This window comes from Mycolicibacterium sp. HS_4_1 (genome assembly GCF_054515875.1).
The window spans coordinates 3,017,386-3,036,677 of the sequence record NZ_CM137261.1; the positions used below are offsets into that span (position 1 = coordinate 3,017,386).

Below are 19,292 nucleotides of genomic sequence, written 5' to 3' on the forward strand. Positions count from 1 at the left end.
CTGGCCTGCAGTCCGCAGTCCGCCCTTCTCCCCTTTCATCACATTCCACCCGATTCGCCGCCGCACCTCGCGAGGAATCCGGCGGGATCGAGTACCGCGGGCTACCGGTAAATATCGGCAGATTGCGCTGCGCCCCAATCGCTCTCGCATAGACCGCGTCGGACAGCACTCAGCCCATGGCCTATCGGTGGCGGCTCGAACTGACGGCTGGCTCAGCGGCCTGGCCACTCAAACGCGGCCCGACTGTTCTGGGGGCACCACCTGGGTGGACACTATGACGTGGCCCTTTCCGCAACAGTATTCAAAGTCGAACTTGGCGTCTCCGATGTCGATCACGGTTACTACGCCGATCACACGCTGACCGTGGCCCGTCATCCCAGTGAGAACGATGAGCGGATGGTGGTGCGGTTGTTGGCTTTTGGGCTTCGCGCACACCGACTCGGCGACGTCGACGGTGAGTTGGCGTTCGGGCCAGGCCTGTCCACCCCTGGCGTACCGGACTTGCGGCTCGCCGACTACACCGGCCGGATCCTGGAATGGATCAACGTCGGCCAGCCCGACGAACGCGTCTTGGGCAAGGCGGCCAGCCAGGCCGACCAGGTGCTGCTCTTCCCGTTCGCCGCCGGCGTGGCCACCTGGTGGCGCACCGTCGGCCCCAAAGTGGCGGGGCTGCGGAACCTGTCGGTGGTGCAGGTACCGCACGCATCGGTGCAGCAATTGGCCCAGACTGTCGATCGACGGGTCTCTGCACAGGTGATGGTGATCGAAGGTCAGGTGACGATGACCGTAGGCGGAGTCGACGTTACCTTCACGCCCGAGCCGTTGGAGTGAACGTCTAAGTGTCGTGACCTGACACGTTGTTGTCAGGCGGCGAGCCGGCTGATGGGTGGTTTTCCGCTGAGGGCGGAGTGGCCTCGTTGAGTGTTGTAGTGGTCGAGGAATCGGTCAAGGCCGTGTGTGCGTTGGCTGTTGGAGGTCCATGGGCGGGCGTAGGCCCATTCGGTGAGCAGGGTCCGGTTGAAGCGTTCGGCTTTGCCGTTGGTCCAGGGGCAGCCGGGTTTAATGAAGCGGCGTTTGAGCTGCCACGCGGAGCACACCCAGCCCCAGTTGGTGCCGCGGCGGTAGACCAAGGCGTTGTCGGTCAGCAGTCGCCTCGTGCGCACGCCGTGGCCGGCGAACCAGAGCAAGGCTCGGTGCAAAAACGCTGCGCAGGTCAGGTCTTTTTCATCGGTGTGCACTTCGCTGTAGGCCAGCCGGGTGCGGTCATCGATAGCGGTGTGGATGTAGTCGTAGCCGATCTTGGTTTTCTTGTGCCGGTTGGCAATTGACACTTTGGCGTCGCGTCCGTGCAACCGCCAACCCCCACCACGGGGGATTCGGCCGAGCTTTTTGACATCGACATGGACCATGGCCCCAGGGGTGCGGTGTTCATAGCGGTTCGGTTGGCGCCGCGAGGTGCGCACCGACGTGCCGGTGATCGGATCGATCGCCGACAGATGCGGCACCTGATGGCGCGCGAGAATCCGTCCGATCGTCGACGGATTCAGATTCAGTTCGGCGGCGAGCACCACCGCACCACGCTTGCGGCGGGCCCGGGCGGCCAGCACCTTCTTCTCGACCTGGGCGCTGGTGCGCCGGGGCATGTGATTCGGGCGTGATGAGCGGTCGGCCAACGCCGCCTCACCGCCTTCGGCATATCGGCGCAGCCACTTGTACACCGTCGACCGTGAAATACCGAGTTGCTCGGCCACATGCGCCGGTGGCCAACCAGCGGCGACACGCTCAACGATCAGGCGACGAGCGAACAGATTGGTACGGGCGTTAGCGTGAGACACGAGGACCTCCTACGGGTGAATGCCAGACACATCCACTCCGTCAGGAGGTCCTCCCCATTTCAAGCAGGCACGCCGTCAACAACCTCTTGGGTCACGACATCTAAGCGCTAGACGTGCTCGATCAGGTGGCCGACGGTCCAAAGCCTCGTCTCGTGGAGTCACTCGGTGCCACGTATCACCAGGACCCCATGGACGACGTGGCTTCGAAGCTGCAGCCCGACGTGGTGATCGAAGCCACCGGCGTCGGGTGATTAGTGTTCGACACTCTGGCGCACACGAGTTCTTACGGCATCGTGTGTCTCACCGGACTGTCCCCAGCAGGCCGCAAAGTCGACGTGGACGCCGGTGTTATCAATCGCGAGATCGTGCTCGAGAACGACGTGGTGGTCGGTTCGGTGAACGCCAACCTGCGCCATTATCACCAGGCCGCCGACGCGCTGGCCCGTGCCGACCTCGACTGGCTCGGTCGCCACATCACGCGACGCGTGCCGATGGAGGGGTTCGCCGACGCATTCGACGCCGGACCGGACGACGTCAAGGTGGTCATCACCCTGGAGGCTGGCAGTAGCGCGTGGCGCGCATCCAGGGCTACGCCCTGGCGGGTTACCTGCCGGAGTTTCCCTTCCAGGGCTCTCTACGTGGCGCGCTCGGCGACAATCGTTTGTATCGAGGCACCCGACGACATACTGGCGTACTGCGCCGAGAATTTGATGGCAGCGCCATCTAGTTGTAACTCTTGGACAGGTTGTGAACGGCGTGGTGAGCGGAAATAGGTGAGGACCTCCGGTATCGCTGTGGTTACCACACACACATCGATCACCGAGAGGTCCTCGTGTCTCACCGTAATGCCTTCCTGACTCCGCGTGGCCGTTTGGCTCTGGCTCAGTGTGTTGTTGATGACCGATGGCCGCTGGCTCGTGCTGCCGAGCGATTCCAGTGTTCGAGGGCCACGGCCAAGAAATGGGCCGATCGCTACCGCGCTGGAGGTAAGCAGGCGATGGCCGATCGCTCCAGCCGCCCGCACCGTAGCCCGCGGCGCCTGGCGCAGCGTCGCGAGCGCCGGATCATCAAGGTGCGCTTCACCCGTCGCTGGGGCCCGCACCGCATCGCGGCGCACCTACGGCTGCCCCGCTCGACTGTGGAGGCGGTCCTGCGCCGCTACCGGATGCCGCTGCTGCGTGATCTGGACCAGAACACCGGGTTGGTCGTGCGCCGACCCAAACCTCACCGCTACGAGCATCCCGCGCCCGGAGACCTGGTCCACGTCGACATCAAAAAGCTCGGTCGCATCCCCGACGGCGGTGGGCATCGCAAACTCGGGCGCCAAGCCGGACGGCGCAACCGCAGCGGGGCCGGCTACGCCTACCTGCACCATGCCGTTGATGACCACTCGCGGTTGGCGTACTCGGAGATCCTCGGCGATGAGCGCAAACAGACCGCCGCCGATTTCTGGGTCCGGGCCAACGCCTACTTCAATGGTTACGGCATCACTGTTAAGCGGGTGCTGACCGATAACGGATCATGCTATCGGTCAAAGGTTTTCGCTACCGCGCTCGGCGATGGCATCAGCCACAAGAAGACCCGGCCGTACCGTCCCCAAACCAACGGCAAGGTCGAACGATTCAACCGGACCCTGGCCACCGAATGGGCGTACGCACGCACCTACCTATCAGAGGACGAACGCGCCGTGACCTATCCCCACTGGCTGCATCACTACAATCACCATCGACCCCACAGCGGCATCAAAGGCAAGACACCCATCGACCGCCTACGCGTTCACAACCTGCCTGTGAAGAACATCTAGTGCATCGATGACCCGGGCCACATCGACGGCAGAATAGAGCCGTCCACGGTCGTCGCGCCGGCACGTGTCCGCCACCCGCCAGCTCAGATACAGCATGCCGCCCGGCCGTAACAACCGCAGCAATCGGCGCACCGAAGGCGCGATATCCGCAACGGGCAAGTGCATTATCACGGTCTCGCACAGCACATTCGAGAATGTGCCCTCGCCGGCACTCCCCAACTCGGGCAAGTCGTCACGAACAAAATCCACTCCTGGGTGGCGTCGACGAGCCTCCAGGAGCAGGCCGGCTGACGGATCGTATCCAACTGCAGGGTAGCCATTCTCGTTGAGCCAGGCCGTATCTCGTCCTGCGCCGCACCCGATGTCGGCGGTCGGTTCACCTGAGTGAAAGAAGCGACGCACAAGCTCGTGCATTTCGGCAGGATCAGATTGTGTGTGCCATGCGTTGGCAAAGCCCGTGGGGTTGGCGTCGTAGGCGGCGAGGGTCAATTCATCCATGGTCGCCCTCCTACGTGTGGGTCGGCGCCTGGAGTTCGGGCCGGACAACAGAGCCAGAGTGTAGTCCGCTGCGCGGCTGCCGTAGCGGTGGCTGGCCTGCGGTGGCCTCTCCCCTGATGTCTCACCAACGATCTGTTTGGCACCCGATGAAAGCAACCGACGACTCGGCCGCAGTTGAAGTGGGCGAACTCTATCTGGATTCCGTGAGGGTCGACGAAGTCGAACATCGATCCCAGTCCCCCCGGCTATGCTCCGGATCTCCGATCGAGCAACACCAGAGGTATCAAGCCAACTCGCCCACTCCTGGACGGGACACCAGTAGCGAACACGGAGCTCAGCGCTCCGCTCCCGTAATGGGACGGGCGTCATCCCACCCGGCCGAAACGACGGGCAGATCGAGCGTTCGGCCTATCCTTCGGCGATGCGCCCGAGCGGCCCAACACTTTTCGCCGATCTGCGAAGCGCAGTTCCCGGCGGCGTCTGCTTGAGCACGTCGAGACGGTGGACCAGTTGCGGACGGTTTGGCGATCTAATTGGACATCCGCCCGCGGCTGGATAGGACGCTTGTCATTGGTCCTGGTGCGTAGGTTGACGTCCCGCTGTCGGCGAGTCCAGCTGATTTACGACGGTCTCGGCCCAGCGCTGGACGTGTGCCCGGCTCCGCCAGTCGCCGGCGTGCGTTTTGGCCATCGCGCTAGCGGGAAACCCTTTCGCGTCCCGTGCGAGGCGACCGCCGAACGTCACATGGCCACGGGCGCCAATTCGAGCGGCCAGCTTGGCTACCTGTCTAGTGGGCGAAATGTCTTGGCGTTCGGCCGAATCGTCCAGGGGCCCGCTGCTCACCAGCCATACCGGCAACGTGCGCAGCACGGCACTATTCCGCCGGACGAACCGACGAGCGTCGCGGTGCCATCTGTTGGCGTAGAGTGCGCCAGCGACAATGACCGCGTCGACATTGGCCACGTGCTTGTCGTCTTTGGCTGGGGTTACCACCGCTTCACAACCCGCCGTTGTCAATGCGTCACCAATCATGTCGGCCAACCCGGACGTGCCGCCCCGCTTGGAACCGAACGCAACGAGAACACGCATCATCGTTCTCCGTTCTTCTGCGCCGCCTCAGCGTCGGCCTTGATCTTGTTCACCGTCGCCCGCATGATGTGGGCGACGAACGGCCGGATCAGCCACCAGTAGCGCAGGAATTCGCGTCTCGACTCGGGATCCGTTGTCACGGTTCGACATTGGTAGCTCAGCAGCGCACTGTGCTGCCCGTACTGCATTACTGAGAAATTGGCGGCGATCTTTCCCCAACCGGGTTCGGCGAACGCGCTGAAATCTTTCGGCGCCACGTCCCGCCACTCGATGACCGATCGCCAGAACCTTCCCACGGCGCCGAAGGCGATCTCGCGGTCCTCCACTTCTCCGAGTTCCAACCAGCCAGGCAGCCCGACTCCCTCACCGATCACAAGCCGGGGTGGCCGCGGTGTCGTCGCACCCGACAAGCGGGCGGGCAGACCGCGCATCCACATCGACGCCGTCAACAATGGCGTGCGTACGGTAAGCAGGTCCAGCGCCCGAGCGGCACGGAAAGTGCTCGAAGGGTCGGCAGCGACCACCACGTGCTCTGCGATCATGACGTCGAACACCGGCATCGCGGATTCGATGAGCATGAAATCGGTACCAGCCGGTGTCATGCTGCGATCGTCGCCCAGGTGCTCACGCGAGACTAGGGACTCTGGTCCTCACAGCACGGGACCTCCCGCCTCGTCCGTTCAGAGTGCGGCCGCCCCGGAGACCTGGCCCCGACCTCAGCTGTCGCCGTGGCGGTCCCGTCGACGCTCGCCGGCGGGATTGTCGCCCGGGCACTGCACGGCTAGACGCCGTCGCTGCTGCGGCTGGGACACCGGCCGGCGTCCTGCGCGTCGACCTGAACCGCGCGGCCGATGGCACGCTCGAATCGGTGACCTTGCACCACGCCATTCGACGGATCGCCACCGCCGAATAATTCTTCACCGCAACGGCATTGACGGCCGCTGGGGTTTAATCGGACGATCGTTCTCTCGGTGAGGTATCGGAACGGATGGTTCGCTCCCAACCTAAACCTTGTGCAATCCGCCCTCCGCTGTGTTGCTCACCGCGTCTCCGACTGCCAACGCCTTCCATGTCGCGCGGTCAACGCGCACAGTGATCGTCTGCCCGTCGTCGAGCCGAATGCGCAGGCGTCGGTACAGATTCGCTCCGTCGAGAAGCGCCCGGTATTTCTTGACGACGGTGCCGTCCCACTCCCCTGTCGACATCTCATCTACCGCCGTTCACCGAGTGATGCGGTAGCGGAGGTGAGCGACGCCGGGTGCTTGCAGCACGCGAACGAGCTCCAATTTCGGTAGGCCGGGCTGGAATCCGTCGAGTAAGCGCTTGCCCGATCCGAGGATCACCGCCGACACCTGCAAGTCGATCTCGTCGACCAAGCCCGCCTTGATCGCCTGGCGTGCGCACGATGCGCCACCAGCGATCGAGATGTCCTTCCCGCCTGCAACCGCCTCCGCCTGTTCGTACGCGGATTCGATGCCGTCGGTGACGAAATGGAACGTCGTACCGCCGTTCATCTCGATCGGGTCGTGGGCATAGTGCGCGAGGACGAAGACTGGGCAGTGATACGGCGGAGTATCGCCCCACCAGCCTCGCCAAGCCGAACCATTCCATTCACCTCGAACAGGACCGAACATGTTGCGCCCCATGATGGTTGCACCCATGCCGTCCAACATCTCTGACATCACCTGCCGGTTGACTGGGTGATCTCTGCTGGGACCGATATGCCAATCATGGAGGGCCAGCCCGCCCACTCCTATCGGATTCTGTTCGGTCTGATCAGGCCCGGCGACATAGCCGTCGGCCGAGATCGACATCGAGAGGTTGGTTCGCGCCACGTCAAGTTCCGTTCCGTCGGGTGATTCGGTTGCCTCTGCTCAATACGACCGCTGCGCCGTCGGAAACTCATCGGCGCCAGGTATCCGTACTCGGTCGAAAGCTGACGTCAATCCTCGGTTGAGAGCACCTCGTTGACGAATCCGTGCACCTTGCGGCGTAGCTCACTGACCTGCTGTGCGCGCAGGCCGGCAAGGTCGGTCCCCTTGTGATACGCCGGTGGCAGCTGCCGCACGTTGCGGGAGCATCCGAAATTCGCGCAGATCAGCGCGCCGATGGTGTCCCCCTTCCGGCCGGAGGCACCTCCCCGGCGAACCGTGTACAGCACGGCCTCGTCCGTGAGATTCACGTCGTTGCACCACGCGCACATGGCTCGCGCGCGTGGCTTGACCGCAGCCCGGTTCAACAGCAACGCGACCGGTCCGTCGGGTCGATCGACGAGCACGTAGGCACGGCGCGGGATTCGGGGTCGGTCCAGCCGTAGAAGTCCAACTTCTCGAAGTCGACGGCGTCGAAGTCCGCAGCGAAGGTGACCTTCTTGACCTCGCCGCGGGTGGCACCTCGGAAGGCGCCGAGGATCTGGTTGCGGGTGTGGGAGTCCATTGATGAATCCATGCTGAAATAGGGAGCGCACGACGTACGCACCCGGCGAGTGAGGGCATGGCGATGTCGCCGACCTGGGACGGTCGGCGACGGAGCGCGGTCATCTGATGGCGGCGCAAGCGCCGACGACCTCCTCGACTCGGATGTTCACACCGGTGACGATAGCGGCACGGCAGTCAAGCTCGCCACTGAATTCTCGCCAGCCACCTCTGGTCATTCCCGAAATCCCCTCTGCGACAGTGTCTCTGAGGGTCGATATCGCGCTGTGCTGCCGTAAACGCTCACGCCGTTTGACCTGCCGAACAAAGTCGATGCCGTTTCGCCATTACTCATGCGGATACGCTTGGCGCGGCGACGCAGGTATCGCGTGATCGTCATGTTGTGAGGTGATGTCGATGGGTAATTCAAGGAGCGTCCGCTTTCGGAAGACGGCGTTATCGCGGACGCGTGCAACATGTGCGTCGCACCACCTCAGGGCAGAGGTCGCACCAGCCAAGGTCCGAACCCGCCAGTTCGTGCTCGCCACTTACGCATTCACCTGGATTCCGATGCTGGCCTTGATCGGACTTGGAGCGGATGTGCGTCGAGGACCCGCGCAGGTGGTCTTTGCCATATCGGCCTGCGGGCCGAGTCTGATGGCGGCGGTCATGTGGCTGGCCCATCCGCGCGAGCGCCGCGAGCACCGTCGGCCAGTGGCGTCGGCAATAGCGCTCGGGCTTGTTCTCGGCGCGGCGGTTCCCTGTGTGCCTGCACTCGTTCTGCACATGAACGACCTGTCGGCTCTATCGCGCAGTTCGTCGGCAGCCCTCGCCGACGCAGGCGGACTCCTGGGATTTGTCGGGCTGACGCTGTTGGCCGGGCCGCTCGCGGAGGAATTCGGCTGGCGCGGTTATCTGCAGCCAAGAATTCGCCGCAACCACGGTGTCGCGGCAGCCAGCCTGATCATCGGACTGATCTGGGCGATCTGGCATCTACCCATGTTCTTCCTGCACGGCACCGGGCAACATGCGGCTGGACTACTCAGCGTCCGAGCTGTGGCACTGCTGGTCGGACTGATTCCGTTCTCGCTAGTGATGCTGTTCCTCGTCGAGCGTTTGCGCGGCGGGGTGCCAGCCGCGGTGGCTGCGCACTTCGGATTCAACGGCGGTGACTCGGTTGTGCCGCGCCCGACAGTGATCGGCACGCTGCTGGAGCTAGGCGTTTTGCTGTTGATCGCTCTCGGCGCGGCATGGTTGTACACGCGCGACCGAACGCGGATCAGACCGAGTGACTAGAGCGCCGTCTTTTCGAAGCGACCTGTCTTTTCCGTCAGGCGGATTCGGTAGACGGTCCCTGGGAAGTCTTGTCCCGAGCGGTGCGCGACGTGCATGGCGGTGAACTCCGGCCCAAGCACCGGCGCCAGGTGATCTAACAGGATTTCCAGGCCGCCGCGGGCGGCGGCTCCGTCGAGCAATTCGGCTGTGCCCCAGGCGATAACGCTGCGCCAGTTCGAAAGGTCCGTGATGTTCTCGACTTCGAAGCAGACCGCGCCTTCATTCTGCAGCGCTGCGAGTTTGGCGCCGGGCATGCCGTGCCCGTAGACGTAACCCTCGTGGTAGGCATAGCACACCGGCACCACGTAGGGGCGCCCATTGCTCAGGCAACCGATGCGGCCGACGACGCCATTACGCAGCTCGGTCTCCACGTCAGCAGAATCGAGTTTGCCCAACATCAGATACCTTCCGATCGATGTGCAACAGCACGCTGGTCGATCTGCGCTCCCACGGTGAGCGCGCGACGGGCGGGTTTAAGCCCGACGTCGTTAAACGTCACGCTGGCGGAACACCGAGCTGCATGGCTCGATCACGCATCCGCGTCGCGAACGCTCTAGCTGTAACTCTTGGACAGGTTGTGAACGGCGTGGTGAGCGGAAATAGGTGAGGACCTCCGGTATCGCTGTGGTTACCACACACACATCGATCACCGAGAGGTCCTCGTGTCTCACCGTAATGCCTTCCTGACTCCGCGTGGCCGTTTGGCTCTGGCTCAGTGTGTTGTTGATGACCGATGGCCGCTGGCTCGTGCTGCCGAGCGATTCCAGTGTTCGAGGGCCACGGCCAAGAAATGGGCCGATCGCTACCGCGCTGGAGGTAAGCAGGCGATGGCCGATCGCTCCAGCCGCCCGCACCGTAGCCCGCGGCGCCTGGCGCAGCGTCGCGAGCGCCGGATCATCAAGGTGCGCTTCACCCGTCGCTGGGGCCCGCACCGCATCGCGGCGCACCTACGGCTGCCCCGCTCGACTGTGGAGGCGGTCCTGCGCCGCTACCGGATGCCGCTGCTGCGTGATCTGGACCAGAACACCGGGTTGGTCGTGCGCCGACCCAAACCTCACCGCTACGAGCATCCCGCGCCCGGAGACCTGGTCCACGTCGACATCAAAAAGCTCGGTCGCATCCCCGACGGCGGTGGGCATCGCAAACTCGGGCGCCAAGCCGGACGGCGCAACCGCAGCGGGGCCGGCTACGCCTACCTGCACCATGCCGTTGATGACCACTCGCGGTTGGCGTACTCGGAGATCCTCGGCGATGAGCGCAAACAGACCGCCGCCGATTTCTGGGTCCGGGCCAACGCCTACTTCAATGGTTACGGCATCACTGTTAAGCGGGTGCTGACCGATAACGGATCATGCTATCGGTCAAAGGTTTTCGCTACCGCGCTCGGCGATGGCATCAGCCACAAGAAGACCCGGCCGTACCGTCCCCAAACCAACGGCAAGGTCGAACGATTCAACCGGACCCTGGCCACCGAATGGGCCTACGCACGCACCTACCTATCAGAGGACGAACGCGCCGTGACCTATCCCCACTGGCTGCATCACTACAATCACCATCGACCCCACAGCGGCATCAAAGGCAAGACACCCATCGACCGCCTACGCGTTCACAACCTGCCTGTGAAGAACATCTAGCGCGGTCGAGATCGTCCTGGTTGGGCCGTCCCTTGTTCACGCCACCGATCAAGCCGAGCGGCCCCACCGTGTCGAGCCCGCGACATGAGAACGATCCGAGGACGTCGAACCCTTTCGACTCAAGGCGGCGCCGGATCCGTCCGCTATAGCCGAGCAGCGGCAGCTCCGGACCCCCGCCGGTGAAGAACGTGAAGACCGGCCGGCCGTGCCCGGCCGACAGCTCGCTGATTAGCTTCTGCAACCGTGGATGCGGGGCCATGTAATAGACCCCCGACCCGAAGCCGACCAGGTCGTAGTCACGGATCGTGTCGACGTCGACGTCCTCGGGCTCGACCACCGTGGCGCCCAGCACCTCAGCAATCAGATCGGCGACACGGCGCGTGTTTCCATTCGATACCGAGACGCAGACCACCAGCGACTTCATGGTGCAGCCTTTCGATGTGCGATGTCGAGATCGACGCCGCTGTGGACACCTTGATGTTGCATCGGCCTTCTTGCTGGCGAAAGGGACGAAAGGCTTGGTTATGCGCGGCCATCGGTCATCGATTGCGAGTCCCGCGGGGTCCCGGGCATCGCCGGTCCGGGAAGCGGCCGCCTCAAACGCCGCGCGCAAGCGCATCCACGACAGCCGACGAGAACGCCGGAAGGCAGGAGACCTGTGCCAGCCCTGAGCTTCTGAAATGCTCAGTGCGGCAACCATTTCGGGGATACCGGAATAAACCCGTCGGCCATGACCTTGGCTCAAGAGTCGCCTTTCCCACGACCCAGGAGCGTTCCATGACTCGTCCCGTCCGCGTCGCCGTGCAGATCCAGCCCGGCGGAACCCCTGACTACACCACGTGGCGCGACGCCGTGCTGGCAGCCGACGACCTCGGTGTCGACGTGATCTTCGGCTACGACCACTTCCACCGACCGGCGATGAAGGCCATCGTCGACGGCAAGCCCGTCCTCCACCACGAGCAGCCCGATGTCGCCAACTTCGAGGGCTGGACCGCACTCGCATCGTGGGGCGAGATCACGTCACATGCCGAGATCGGGCTCCTCGTCACCGGCGTCGGCTACCGCAACGCCGACCTGCTGGCCGATATGGCGCGCACCGTCGACCACATCAGTGGTGGCCGGCTCATCCTGGGCCTCGGCGCTGGCTGGTACGAAAAGGACTACACCACTTACGGTTACGACTTCGGCACCTTCGGCTCTCGCTTCGATCTGTTCGACGAGAGCCTGATCCGCATCGAGAACCGGCTTGCCGCACTGATCCCGCCACCCGTGCGCAAGCTGCCGATCCTCATCGGCGGCACGGGGCCCAAGCGCTCGTTGCCCGCCGTCGCCCGGCACGCCGACATCTGGCACGCGTTCCAGGAGCTCGATGCGTTCCGCAGATCCAGCGATCGCGTCGACGAGCTGGCAGCGACGTTCGGCCGCAACGGCGCCGATATCGAACGCTCGACACTGTGGCAGAACGCCGACAGCGCCGACGCCTTCCGCGAGGCCGGTGTCACGCTGTTCCAGACCGAGCTCACCTCCGACGACGGCTACGATCTGACCTCCCTCAAAGAGGTGATCGCATGGCGGGACAGCGCGTGACGATATTCAGACCTGTGCGCCGCCGTCGTCAGACGTGTGATTTGCTGTAGCTCGCGGTAGCAAACGCGGCACGAACTACTCTGGGAATGTCAGCTTTCCCGCACAACCCAGCGATCGGGCATAAACTGACGCTCGTGCAAGTGGCGCCGTGCAGGACTGACGAGCCGTCCGCCCGTATCGCCGCGGAGCTGGATCGGAACGGGGTCGTGTGCCTCGCCGACGTCGTCTCCGCCGACTGGCTTGCCGCCGCACAAACCGCCGCAACTTTACTCATCGCTGCGCATAACGGCCGCCACGTCACGGTTTACGGCGCTGCCGAGCAAGGCTTCGAGCCGGCCCGCCAGATAGTGACCGACGAGAGGCTGCAACGGCTGTTCGCAGAGTTGATGGTCGTAGGCTGCCCCGGGGGCGGAGCAGACGGCGAGCGTATCCACACCGTGCTACGCATCAATTCCGGCGCCGCGCCCCACGACGACCCGATGTGGTTTCACTACGACGCCAGCGCGCTCACGTTGGTCATCCCCGTCTTCATGTCGGAAGGCGCTCACGGTGAGTCAGGGGAATTAGGGCGTGTCTGACAAATGGGGTAGCCACAGGGTGACCGCTCTCAGGACTGCTGCGGCGCGGTAGACGATGGCGAGCTTGTCGTAGCGGGTGGCCAGTCCGCGCCATTGCTTGACGTCATTGAAGTTGCGTTCAACGACGTTGCGGCCCTTGTAATCTTGGGCGTCGAAGGCCGGGGGCCGGCCGCCACGGCAGCCCCGTCGTTTCCGGTTGGCGACCTGATCGGAAGGTTCCGGGATCACCGCGCCGATCCGGCGTCGCCGCAGCAAGGTCCGGGTGGCTCGACTCGAATAGGCCTTGTCTGCGCGGACGCGATCGGGGCGGGTGCGGGGCCGTCCGCCGCCGGGGCGGTCGACTCGCAGATGGGCGAGCAAATGCTCGAACACCGGGCCATCGTGGGATTGACCGGCGCCCACGAGCACCACCAACGGCCGCCCGCGACCGTCGACCAGATGGTGAATCTTGCTGGTTAACCCACCGCGGGAGCGGCCAATACCGTGGTCAGGCGGCTCGATCGCCAGATTCGTGTAATTCGACCCAGCCCCCTGTGTCACGGGTGAGGTTCGTGGCGTGCTGATGCGCGCGAGCGATCGTGGAATCGACCGCCACCGCCCAATCGATCATCCCGGCCTCATCAGCGGCCGCCAGCAACCGGGCCAACACCGCATCCCAGGTACCGTCGGCGCTCATCCGCCGGTGCCACGTCCAGATCGACTGCCACGGACCGAACACCTGCGGCACGTCACGCCAGGCAATGCCACACCGGTACCGGTAGATGATGCCCTCAACCATCGACCGAGCATCCTGGAAAGGTCTGCCCCGCTTACCCGTTCGAACCGGAAGCAGATCCTCGATCAACGACCACTGGGCATCGGAGAGCAATTGGAACCGCGACATTCCTCAAGTCTCAGGCACCACACCTGAAACTTTTGTCAGACACGCCCTAGTGGTCTTCCCCAACCGGCGCCCGTTCCGGCGCTTCGTCGGAGCGAACATCGCCGAGAAATTCCTGACCCAGAACAGCTTGTATCGCAGGCGGATTGAGCACCAATTAGCTCTGGATCCAGACGCCCATGTCCTGGCCCTGAAGCCAGGCAACGCTTATCTCTTCTGGGGCTACCGCAGCTACCATGCGTATGCCCGTATCCCGCCGAGCGAAGTGCGGGCGACGCTGTGTCTCCATTACGGGCGTCCGCATGGCCATCATCCCGCTCTTGCTGCAGCGGTCCTGGCCCGAAACCTCTTGCGAAGGCTTTTCTCGCCTCTCATTTTCCGTGTTACCGCTAGCAGGAACGGGCGAAGTAGGGCTTCCGGCAACTCCTGATTGCCGGCGGCATCCATGACGGAAGGCTCCTCGCCGACGACACTGACATCTGTCGGCTTGAGCAACGAGGAGGATTCGTATGACCACGTCCATCGCCCGCAGCAGCCACACCGTCTCACTACTGGGCGGCGAGATTGTCGAGGAATCCGAACTCGGCTCGATGCGCCGAGTCACCGCTGATGCCCTGCCGATTCTGAAGAATCTGTCGATCAAGCGGCTTTTGCTCAACCCCGGGGCCATGCGCACGCCACACTGGCACGCGAACGCCAACGAACTCACCTACTGCGTCTCGGGGACCGCCCTGGTGTCCGTTCTGGACAACCACAGTTCGTTCTCGAACTTCATCGTCACAGCCGGACAGATGTTCCACATCGAATCCGGTGCGCTGCACCACATCGAGAACATCGGTACCGACGTCGCCGAGTTCATCATCGCCTTCCGCAACGAACGTCCCGAGGACTTCGGCCTGGGCGCCACCTTCGGAGCGTTCACCGACGCCGTGTTGGGCAACACCTACGACCTACCGTCGTCCGACATCACCAAGATCCGTCGCAGCACCGTCGACCACAAACTGGCAGCCCGCACCGGCGACCCGAGCATCCCCGCCGCAGCCCACTTCAACGATCCGCACAAGTTCGACATTGAAGCCCAAGCGCCCGGACTCAACTTCGCCAGTGGTAACGCACGCTTCGCCCGCGACCAGTTCTGGCCGGCGTTGAAGGACATTTCGATGTACTCGCTGCGCATCACCGAAAACGGTATGCGCGAACCGCATTGGCATCCCGTCACCGCTGAGATGGGCTATGTCCATTACGGCGACGCGCGCATGACCATCATGAACCCGGACGGCACTCTGGACACCTGGAACCTCACCACGGGAGACATGTACTTCATCCCCCGCGCCTACCCCCATCACATCGAAAACATCGGCACCGACGACTGGCATTTCCTCATCTTCTTCGACCAGCCGTTCCCCGCCGACATTGGCTTCAAAGCCTCTGCCAGCGCCTATTCACGAGAAGTCTTGGCCGCCGCATTCAACACCCACATCGATGATCTGCCGACGTTCCCCTTCACTCCCGCAGACCCACTGGTGGTTTCCCGGGTGAACCCTGTTGACGCGCACGGAGTCGGCCAACTCTGATTCCCCACACGCGGTATGGGAATGCGCACGGACCAGACGGTCATCGCGCACACTAGGACTCGCCGTCCGCTGCCATGGAGGATTGATCGCCAGAATGAGCCCCGCCGCCGACTTCGACTTCATCATCGTGGGTGCAGGCAGTGCGGGCTGCTTGCTCGCCAACCGACTCAGCGCCAACCCAGATCACCGGGTCCTGCTGATCGAGGCCGGCGGTAAAGACAATTGGTTCTGGATCAAGGTGCCGGTGGGCTACCTGTACACCATCGCCAACCCGCGCACCGACTGGTGCTTCACGACCGAGCCAGACCCAGGTCTGGCCGGGCGCAGCATTCATTACGCGCGGGGCCGCGTCATCGGTGGCTGTTCGTCGATCAACGCCATGATTCACATGCGTGGCCAGGCCTCCGATTACGTCCTCTGGGCGCGAGCCACCGGCGACGAGCGCTGGCTGTGGGGCGGCGCTGACGGTCCCGGCGAGACACTGGCGATCTACAAGGAGCTGGAAGATTACTTCGGCGGGGCCGACGACTGGCACGGCGCGGGTGGCGAGATCCGCGTCGAGCAGCCGCGGGTGCGCTGGAAGATCCTGGACGCCTGGCAGGCCGCCGCTGCTCAGGTAGGCATCGCCCCGATCGATGAGTTCAACCGGGGCGACAACTCGGGCAGCGCCTACTTCCACGTCAACCAACGGCGCGGCCGGCGCTGGTCGATGGCCGATGCCTTCCTGCATCCCATCACCCACCGACCCAATCTCACGGTCTACACCGAGACTCAGGCCGTGCGGCTACTACTGGACGATCAGGTCCAGGAGCAGCAGCGTCGCGGTGCCTGGACCACGGCGCAACGACGTGCCACCGGCGTGCGCCTGCTCAAAGACGGCCGGATGGTCGACGTCCGTGCGCGCCGGGAGGTGATCCTGACTGCCGGCGCCATTGGCTCGCCGCAGCTCATGCAGACCTCGGGTTTGGGTCCGGCGGAGCTGCTCACCCAGCATCAAGTGCCGGTGGTGGTCGATCTGCCTGGCGTTGGCGAAAACCTCCAGGACCATCTGCAGTTGCGAACCGTGTACCGCATCCAAGGCGCCCGAACGGTCAACACGCTATACCGGAATTGGATCACCCGTGGTGGCATGGGACTCCAGTACGTGATGCTGCGCTCCGGACCGATGACCATGCCGCCCTCGACGCTGGGGGCTTTCGCGAAAAGCGATCCGGCACTGGCCAGTCCCGATCTGGAGTGGCATGTGCAGCCGTTGTCCCTGCCCAAGTTCGGTGACCCGCTGCACCCTTTCGGAGCCATCACTCCCTCAGTCTGCAATCTGCGCCCCACATCGCGCGGACACGTGCGCATAGCCAGCGCGGATCCGCGGGCCAACCCGAAAATCTCCTGCAATTACCTGTCCACTGACGCCGATCACCACGCCGCCGTCAAAGGTCTCCGGATGACGCGGGAGATCATGGCTGCACCAGCACTGGCCCCCTACCACCCGGACGAGCTGCTGCCCGGACCGCAAGTGGTGAGCGATGATGATCTGCAACAAGCCGCCCGTGAACTAGGCACGACCATCTTCCATCCGGTGGGCACCTGCGCGATGGGAGCCTTTGACCCGCAAGGCCTTCCGCGGTCAGCCACAACGGTGCTCGACACCGACTTTCGCGTGCATCGCGTCGCCGGCCTCCGCGTGGCCGATGCCTCGGCCATGCCCACCATCACATCGGGCAACACCAACGCGCCGGTCATGTTGATCGCCGAGCGTGCAGCTCGGGCGATCCTGGGATAGGGCGGTCGGCGGCGACTTATTGCGCGGAGGGCTTCGGTGCGTCGAAGAAGTTTCGCAGAGCTGATCGATCGCCGGTGATATCAACAAGTGCGGCAACATCATTGAGGGACAACACGCCCGCCGCGAGCCCAAGGATCAGCTGGCCCTCGCCAGCCAGTACCGCGTCGAGATGCCGCCCGTCGGGGCGGCCGACAACGATGCCGCTCGCGGTGGCATGCAGTTGGACCGTGACGTCGTCCACGGTGATTCCCACGGCGACCGATTGATCAGCGGGCACACGACCTGACAGTAGGGCGGGAAGGGCGACGAGAAGGCCGGCTAGGCGGAACTCGTCGCCTTCGGGCCCACGGATCATCAGCGGCGTGGACCATCGGATCAGCGCATTGATGGGCTCCCGCAACTGGGCACCCCACGGCGTCAAGGCGTATGTGATCGAGCTGCTGTCGTCGGACAAGCGTCGCTCGATCACGCCGGTCGCTTCGAGATCGCGGAGTCGGCTGGTTAGCAGATTGGTCGCTACGCCCGCCAACCCTTCGCGCAGCTCGCCGAACCGCGCAGGTCCTATCAGTAGCTCGCGGACAATCAGCAGATTCCACCGGTCGCCCACCACATCGAGGGCCCGGGCAAGTCCGCAGTACTGACCGTAATCTCGACTCATCTCGCATCCGCTTGCAAATTTAAACTAACCTTGCTTTTATCATCTTACATGGTCGAGGGGTGGACGAATATGACCACGATGAGCAAGGCCGGAATCCTGGCCGCGATATACGTTGCGGTCCTTGCCATCAACCTCGACGTCACGATCGTCAACGTCGCCCTTCCGAGCATCGCGACCCAACTTCACGCCGACACCCGAGGCCTGCAGTGGGTTGTCGATGGCTACAACCTCACGTTCGCCGCTCTCGTGCTGGCGGCCGGCAGTTTGTCTGATCGGTACGGACGACGTCCCGCCCTGCTCATCGGGCTGCTCGGTTTTGCCGGCACCAGCGCAATCGGCGCCATGGCCACGACCACTGGAGCACTGGTTGCCGCACGGTTCGCCATGGGTGTCTTCGCCGCACTGATCTTCCCGACAACACTGTCGGTCATCACCAACACATTCGCCGATCGTCGCCAGCGCGCCGCCGCGCTCGGCGGTTGGGGTGCGGTGGTCGGGGTTGGTGTTGCCGCCGGGCCGGTCACCGGCGGGCTTCTGCTGCAACACTTCTCGTGGAGCAGTGTCTTCTGGGCACTCATACCCCTTGCTCTGCTGGCCGCAGTCCTCACGGTCTTCCTCGTGCCGGAATCGCGAGACCCCAACGTGCCGGCGGTCGACATCCGAGGTCTCGCCACCTCGGTTCTTCTACTCGGCGTTCTCGTCTACACCATCATCGAGGCCCCCGTCAGGGGTTGGCACAGCACCACGACGTTGGTGGGGTTCGCTGTGGCCGCAGCATTGGCATTGGCCTTCGTCATGGTCGAGCAAGCGGCCGAACACCCTATGCTGGATGTCGAGCTCTTCACCGACCGCAGGTTCAGCGCCGCCAGTGCATCCGTGACGGTCGCCTTCTTCTCGCTGTCAGGCTTCATCTTTTTGATTACCCAGTACTTCCAAGTCCTTCGCGGGTTCAGCCCGCTCTCCACCGGCGCGCGCATCCTGCCCGTCGCGGGTTCGATCGCCGTCGGTTCGGTCGTCGGTGGACTACTCGCCCCACGCATCGGTACCCGCACGGTGGTCGTCAGTGGACTGGTCTCCTTTGGCACCGCGATGGCCTGGATCGCCGGCAGTATCGACATCAACACGCCCTATTGGTCCACCATCATCGGACAGATGCTGCTCATGGGTTTGGGTATAGGGCTGATCTCCACGCCCGCAACAGAATCCATCATGCTGGTGCTACCGCCGGCTCGCGCGGGTATCGGCTCCGCGGTCAACGACGCCACGCGCGAGTTGGGGTCGACATTGGGCGTCGCCATCATCGGCTCGTTGTTCTCATCAGCATTCGGCGCACACCTGGCCGGCAGCGCATTCGCGACTACCGGTAAAGCGGCCGAGGCCGCCAACTCCGTCCCAATCGCGTTCGGCATCGCCTCCGACACCTCAGGACTTCTTGCTGCGGTACAACAATCATTCCTCGCCGGCCTCACCGAGGCGTGCACCGTAATAGCTGCCCTGTGCTACACCGCTGCCGCCGCGGGGCTCGTCGCGCTACCCGGCCGTCGATTCCAAGGATCGCTCACGACGGCAGCCCTGACGGCACGACCTCCCCGTTGACCGTGACCTCAACCTCGCGGCACCCGACCG

General features: G+C 63.9%; 19 protein-coding genes and 2 pseudogenes. 10 read left to right on the forward strand and 11 right to left on the reverse strand.

Annotation, left to right across the window (positions count from 1 at the left end; genetic code table 11):
- The first annotated feature begins 279 nt into the window (after positions 1–279).
- Positions 280–831, forward strand: coding sequence for a YaeQ family protein (locus tag ACX12F_RS14420; RefSeq protein ID WP_459370182.1), 552 nt, complete (start codon positions 280–282; stop codon positions 829–831).
- A gap of 32 nt (positions 832–863) precedes the next feature.
- Here the strand turns inward: ACX12F_RS14420 and ACX12F_RS14425 are convergent, their stop codons facing one another.
- Positions 864–1,835, reverse strand: a complete 972-nt coding sequence (locus tag ACX12F_RS14425) for an IS481 family transposase (RefSeq protein ID WP_459367633.1) — start codon at positions 1,833–1,835, stop codon at positions 864–866.
- A gap of 152 nt (positions 1,836–1,987) precedes the next feature.
- Between ACX12F_RS14425 and ACX12F_RS14430 the strand changes: the two are divergent.
- Positions 1,988–2,608 (forward strand): annotated as a pseudogene (locus ACX12F_RS14430) (MDR/zinc-dependent alcohol dehydrogenase-like family protein).
- Positions 2,609–2,667: 59 nt separating this feature from the next.
- Complete coding sequence (locus ACX12F_RS14435; RefSeq protein WP_459368017.1) at positions 2,668–3,639, forward strand: IS481 family transposase; 972 nt, start codon at positions 2,668–2,670, stop codon at positions 3,637–3,639.
- On the opposite strand, the gene ACX12F_RS14440 is transcribed toward ACX12F_RS14435, so the two are convergent.
- From ACX12F_RS14440 to ACX12F_RS14465, 6 genes and pseudogenes are all read right to left on the reverse strand, one after another.
- Positions 3,604–4,137 (reverse strand): class I SAM-dependent methyltransferase, encoded by a 534-nt coding sequence (locus ACX12F_RS14440; protein ID WP_459370183.1) that lies wholly within the window; start codon positions 4,135–4,137, stop codon positions 3,604–3,606. The genes ACX12F_RS14435 and ACX12F_RS14440 overlap by 36 nt on opposite strands.
- Positions 4,138–4,704: 567 nt before the next feature.
- Complete coding sequence (locus tag ACX12F_RS14445) at positions 4,705–5,229, reverse strand: flavodoxin domain-containing protein (protein ID WP_459370184.1); 525 nt, start codon at positions 5,227–5,229, stop codon at positions 4,705–4,707.
- On the reverse strand, positions 5,226–5,828 hold the full coding sequence (locus tag ACX12F_RS14450; RefSeq protein WP_459370185.1) for a hypothetical protein: 603 nt from the start codon (positions 5,826–5,828) through the stop codon (positions 5,226–5,228). Before ACX12F_RS14450 ends, ACX12F_RS14445 begins: the two co-directional genes overlap by 4 nt.
- 402 nt (positions 5,829–6,230) lie before the next feature.
- A complete protein-coding gene (locus ACX12F_RS14455) occupies positions 6,231–6,431 on the reverse strand; it encodes a DUF7489 domain-containing protein (RefSeq protein WP_459370186.1) in 201 nt (66 codons plus the stop codon).
- Between the two features lie 15 nt (positions 6,432–6,446).
- Entirely contained in the window at positions 6,447–7,061 is a 615-nt protein-coding gene (locus tag ACX12F_RS14460) for a dihydrofolate reductase family protein (RefSeq protein WP_459370187.1), read from the reverse strand.
- A 107-nt stretch (positions 7,062–7,168) separates the two neighbouring features.
- Positions 7,169–7,674, reverse strand: a pseudogene (locus ACX12F_RS14465) (FBP domain-containing protein).
- Between the two features lie 731 nt (positions 7,675–8,405).
- On the opposite strand from ACX12F_RS14465, the gene ACX12F_RS14470 reads away from it, so the two are divergent.
- A complete protein-coding gene (locus tag ACX12F_RS14470) occupies positions 8,406–8,936 on the forward strand; it encodes a CPBP family intramembrane glutamic endopeptidase (protein WP_459370188.1) in 531 nt (176 codons plus the stop codon).
- Here the strand turns inward: ACX12F_RS14470 and ACX12F_RS14475 are convergent.
- Complete coding sequence (locus ACX12F_RS14475) at positions 8,933–9,373, reverse strand: pyridoxamine 5'-phosphate oxidase family protein (RefSeq protein WP_459370189.1); 441 nt, start codon at positions 9,371–9,373, stop codon at positions 8,933–8,935. The genes ACX12F_RS14470 and ACX12F_RS14475 overlap by 4 nt on opposite strands.
- A gap of 264 nt (positions 9,374–9,637) precedes the next feature.
- Here ACX12F_RS14475 and ACX12F_RS14480 point away from each other — a divergent pair, with 264 nt between their 5' ends.
- Positions 9,638–10,609, forward strand: coding sequence for an IS481 family transposase (locus tag ACX12F_RS14480; protein ID WP_459368017.1), 972 nt, complete (start codon positions 9,638–9,640; stop codon positions 10,607–10,609).
- On the opposite strand, the gene ACX12F_RS14485 is transcribed toward ACX12F_RS14480, so the two are convergent.
- Positions 10,548–11,033 carry a flavodoxin family protein gene (locus tag ACX12F_RS14485; protein ID WP_459370190.1) on the reverse strand — a complete coding sequence of 162 codons (486 nt, stop codon included), beginning with the start codon at positions 11,031–11,033 and terminating at the stop codon, positions 10,548–10,550. The two genes, ACX12F_RS14480 and ACX12F_RS14485, sit on opposite strands and share 62 nt — an antisense overlap.
- 353 nt (positions 11,034–11,386) lie before the next feature.
- On the opposite strand from ACX12F_RS14485, the gene ACX12F_RS14490 reads away from it, so the two are divergent.
- Together ACX12F_RS14490 and ACX12F_RS14495 are read left to right on the forward strand one after the other, a co-directional pair.
- Positions 11,387–12,196 (forward strand): LLM class F420-dependent oxidoreductase, encoded by an 810-nt coding sequence (locus tag ACX12F_RS14490; protein ID WP_459370191.1) that lies wholly within the window; start codon positions 11,387–11,389, stop codon positions 12,194–12,196.
- Positions 12,197–12,282: 86 nt separating this feature from the next.
- A complete protein-coding gene (locus tag ACX12F_RS14495) occupies positions 12,283–12,774 on the forward strand; it encodes a hypothetical protein (RefSeq protein WP_459370192.1) in 492 nt (163 codons plus the stop codon).
- On the opposite strand, the gene ACX12F_RS14500 is transcribed toward ACX12F_RS14495, so the two are convergent.
- Positions 12,760–13,657 (reverse strand): IS5 family transposase gene (locus ACX12F_RS14500; RefSeq protein ID WP_459366735.1). Its coding sequence is split into 2 segments (ribosomal slippage): positions 12,760–13,312 and positions 13,311–13,657, totalling 900 coding nucleotides; the frame shifts between segments, so codons are not numbered across the junction. The genes ACX12F_RS14495 and ACX12F_RS14500 overlap by 15 nt on opposite strands.
- A gap of 506 nt (positions 13,658–14,163) precedes the next feature.
- On the opposite strand from ACX12F_RS14500, the gene ACX12F_RS14505 reads away from it, so the two are divergent.
- Positions 14,164–15,228, forward strand: a complete 1,065-nt coding sequence (locus tag ACX12F_RS14505) for a cupin domain-containing protein (protein WP_459370193.1) — start codon at positions 14,164–14,166, stop codon at positions 15,226–15,228.
- 94 nt (positions 15,229–15,322) lie between these two features.
- Positions 15,323–17,008, forward strand: a complete 1,686-nt coding sequence (locus ACX12F_RS14510; protein WP_459370194.1) for a GMC family oxidoreductase — start codon at positions 15,323–15,325, stop codon at positions 17,006–17,008.
- A 16-nt stretch (positions 17,009–17,024) separates the two neighbouring features.
- Here the strand turns inward: ACX12F_RS14510 and ACX12F_RS14515 are convergent, their stop codons facing one another.
- Complete coding sequence (locus ACX12F_RS14515; protein WP_459370195.1) at positions 17,025–17,666, reverse strand: winged helix-turn-helix transcriptional regulator; 642 nt, start codon at positions 17,664–17,666, stop codon at positions 17,025–17,027.
- Between the two features lie 69 nt (positions 17,667–17,735).
- Here ACX12F_RS14515 and ACX12F_RS14520 point away from each other — a divergent pair, with 69 nt between their 5' ends.
- A complete protein-coding gene (locus tag ACX12F_RS14520) occupies positions 17,736–19,262 on the forward strand; it encodes an MFS transporter (protein WP_459370196.1) in 1,527 nt (508 codons plus the stop codon).
- Positions 19,263–19,292: the final 30 nt, after the last annotated feature.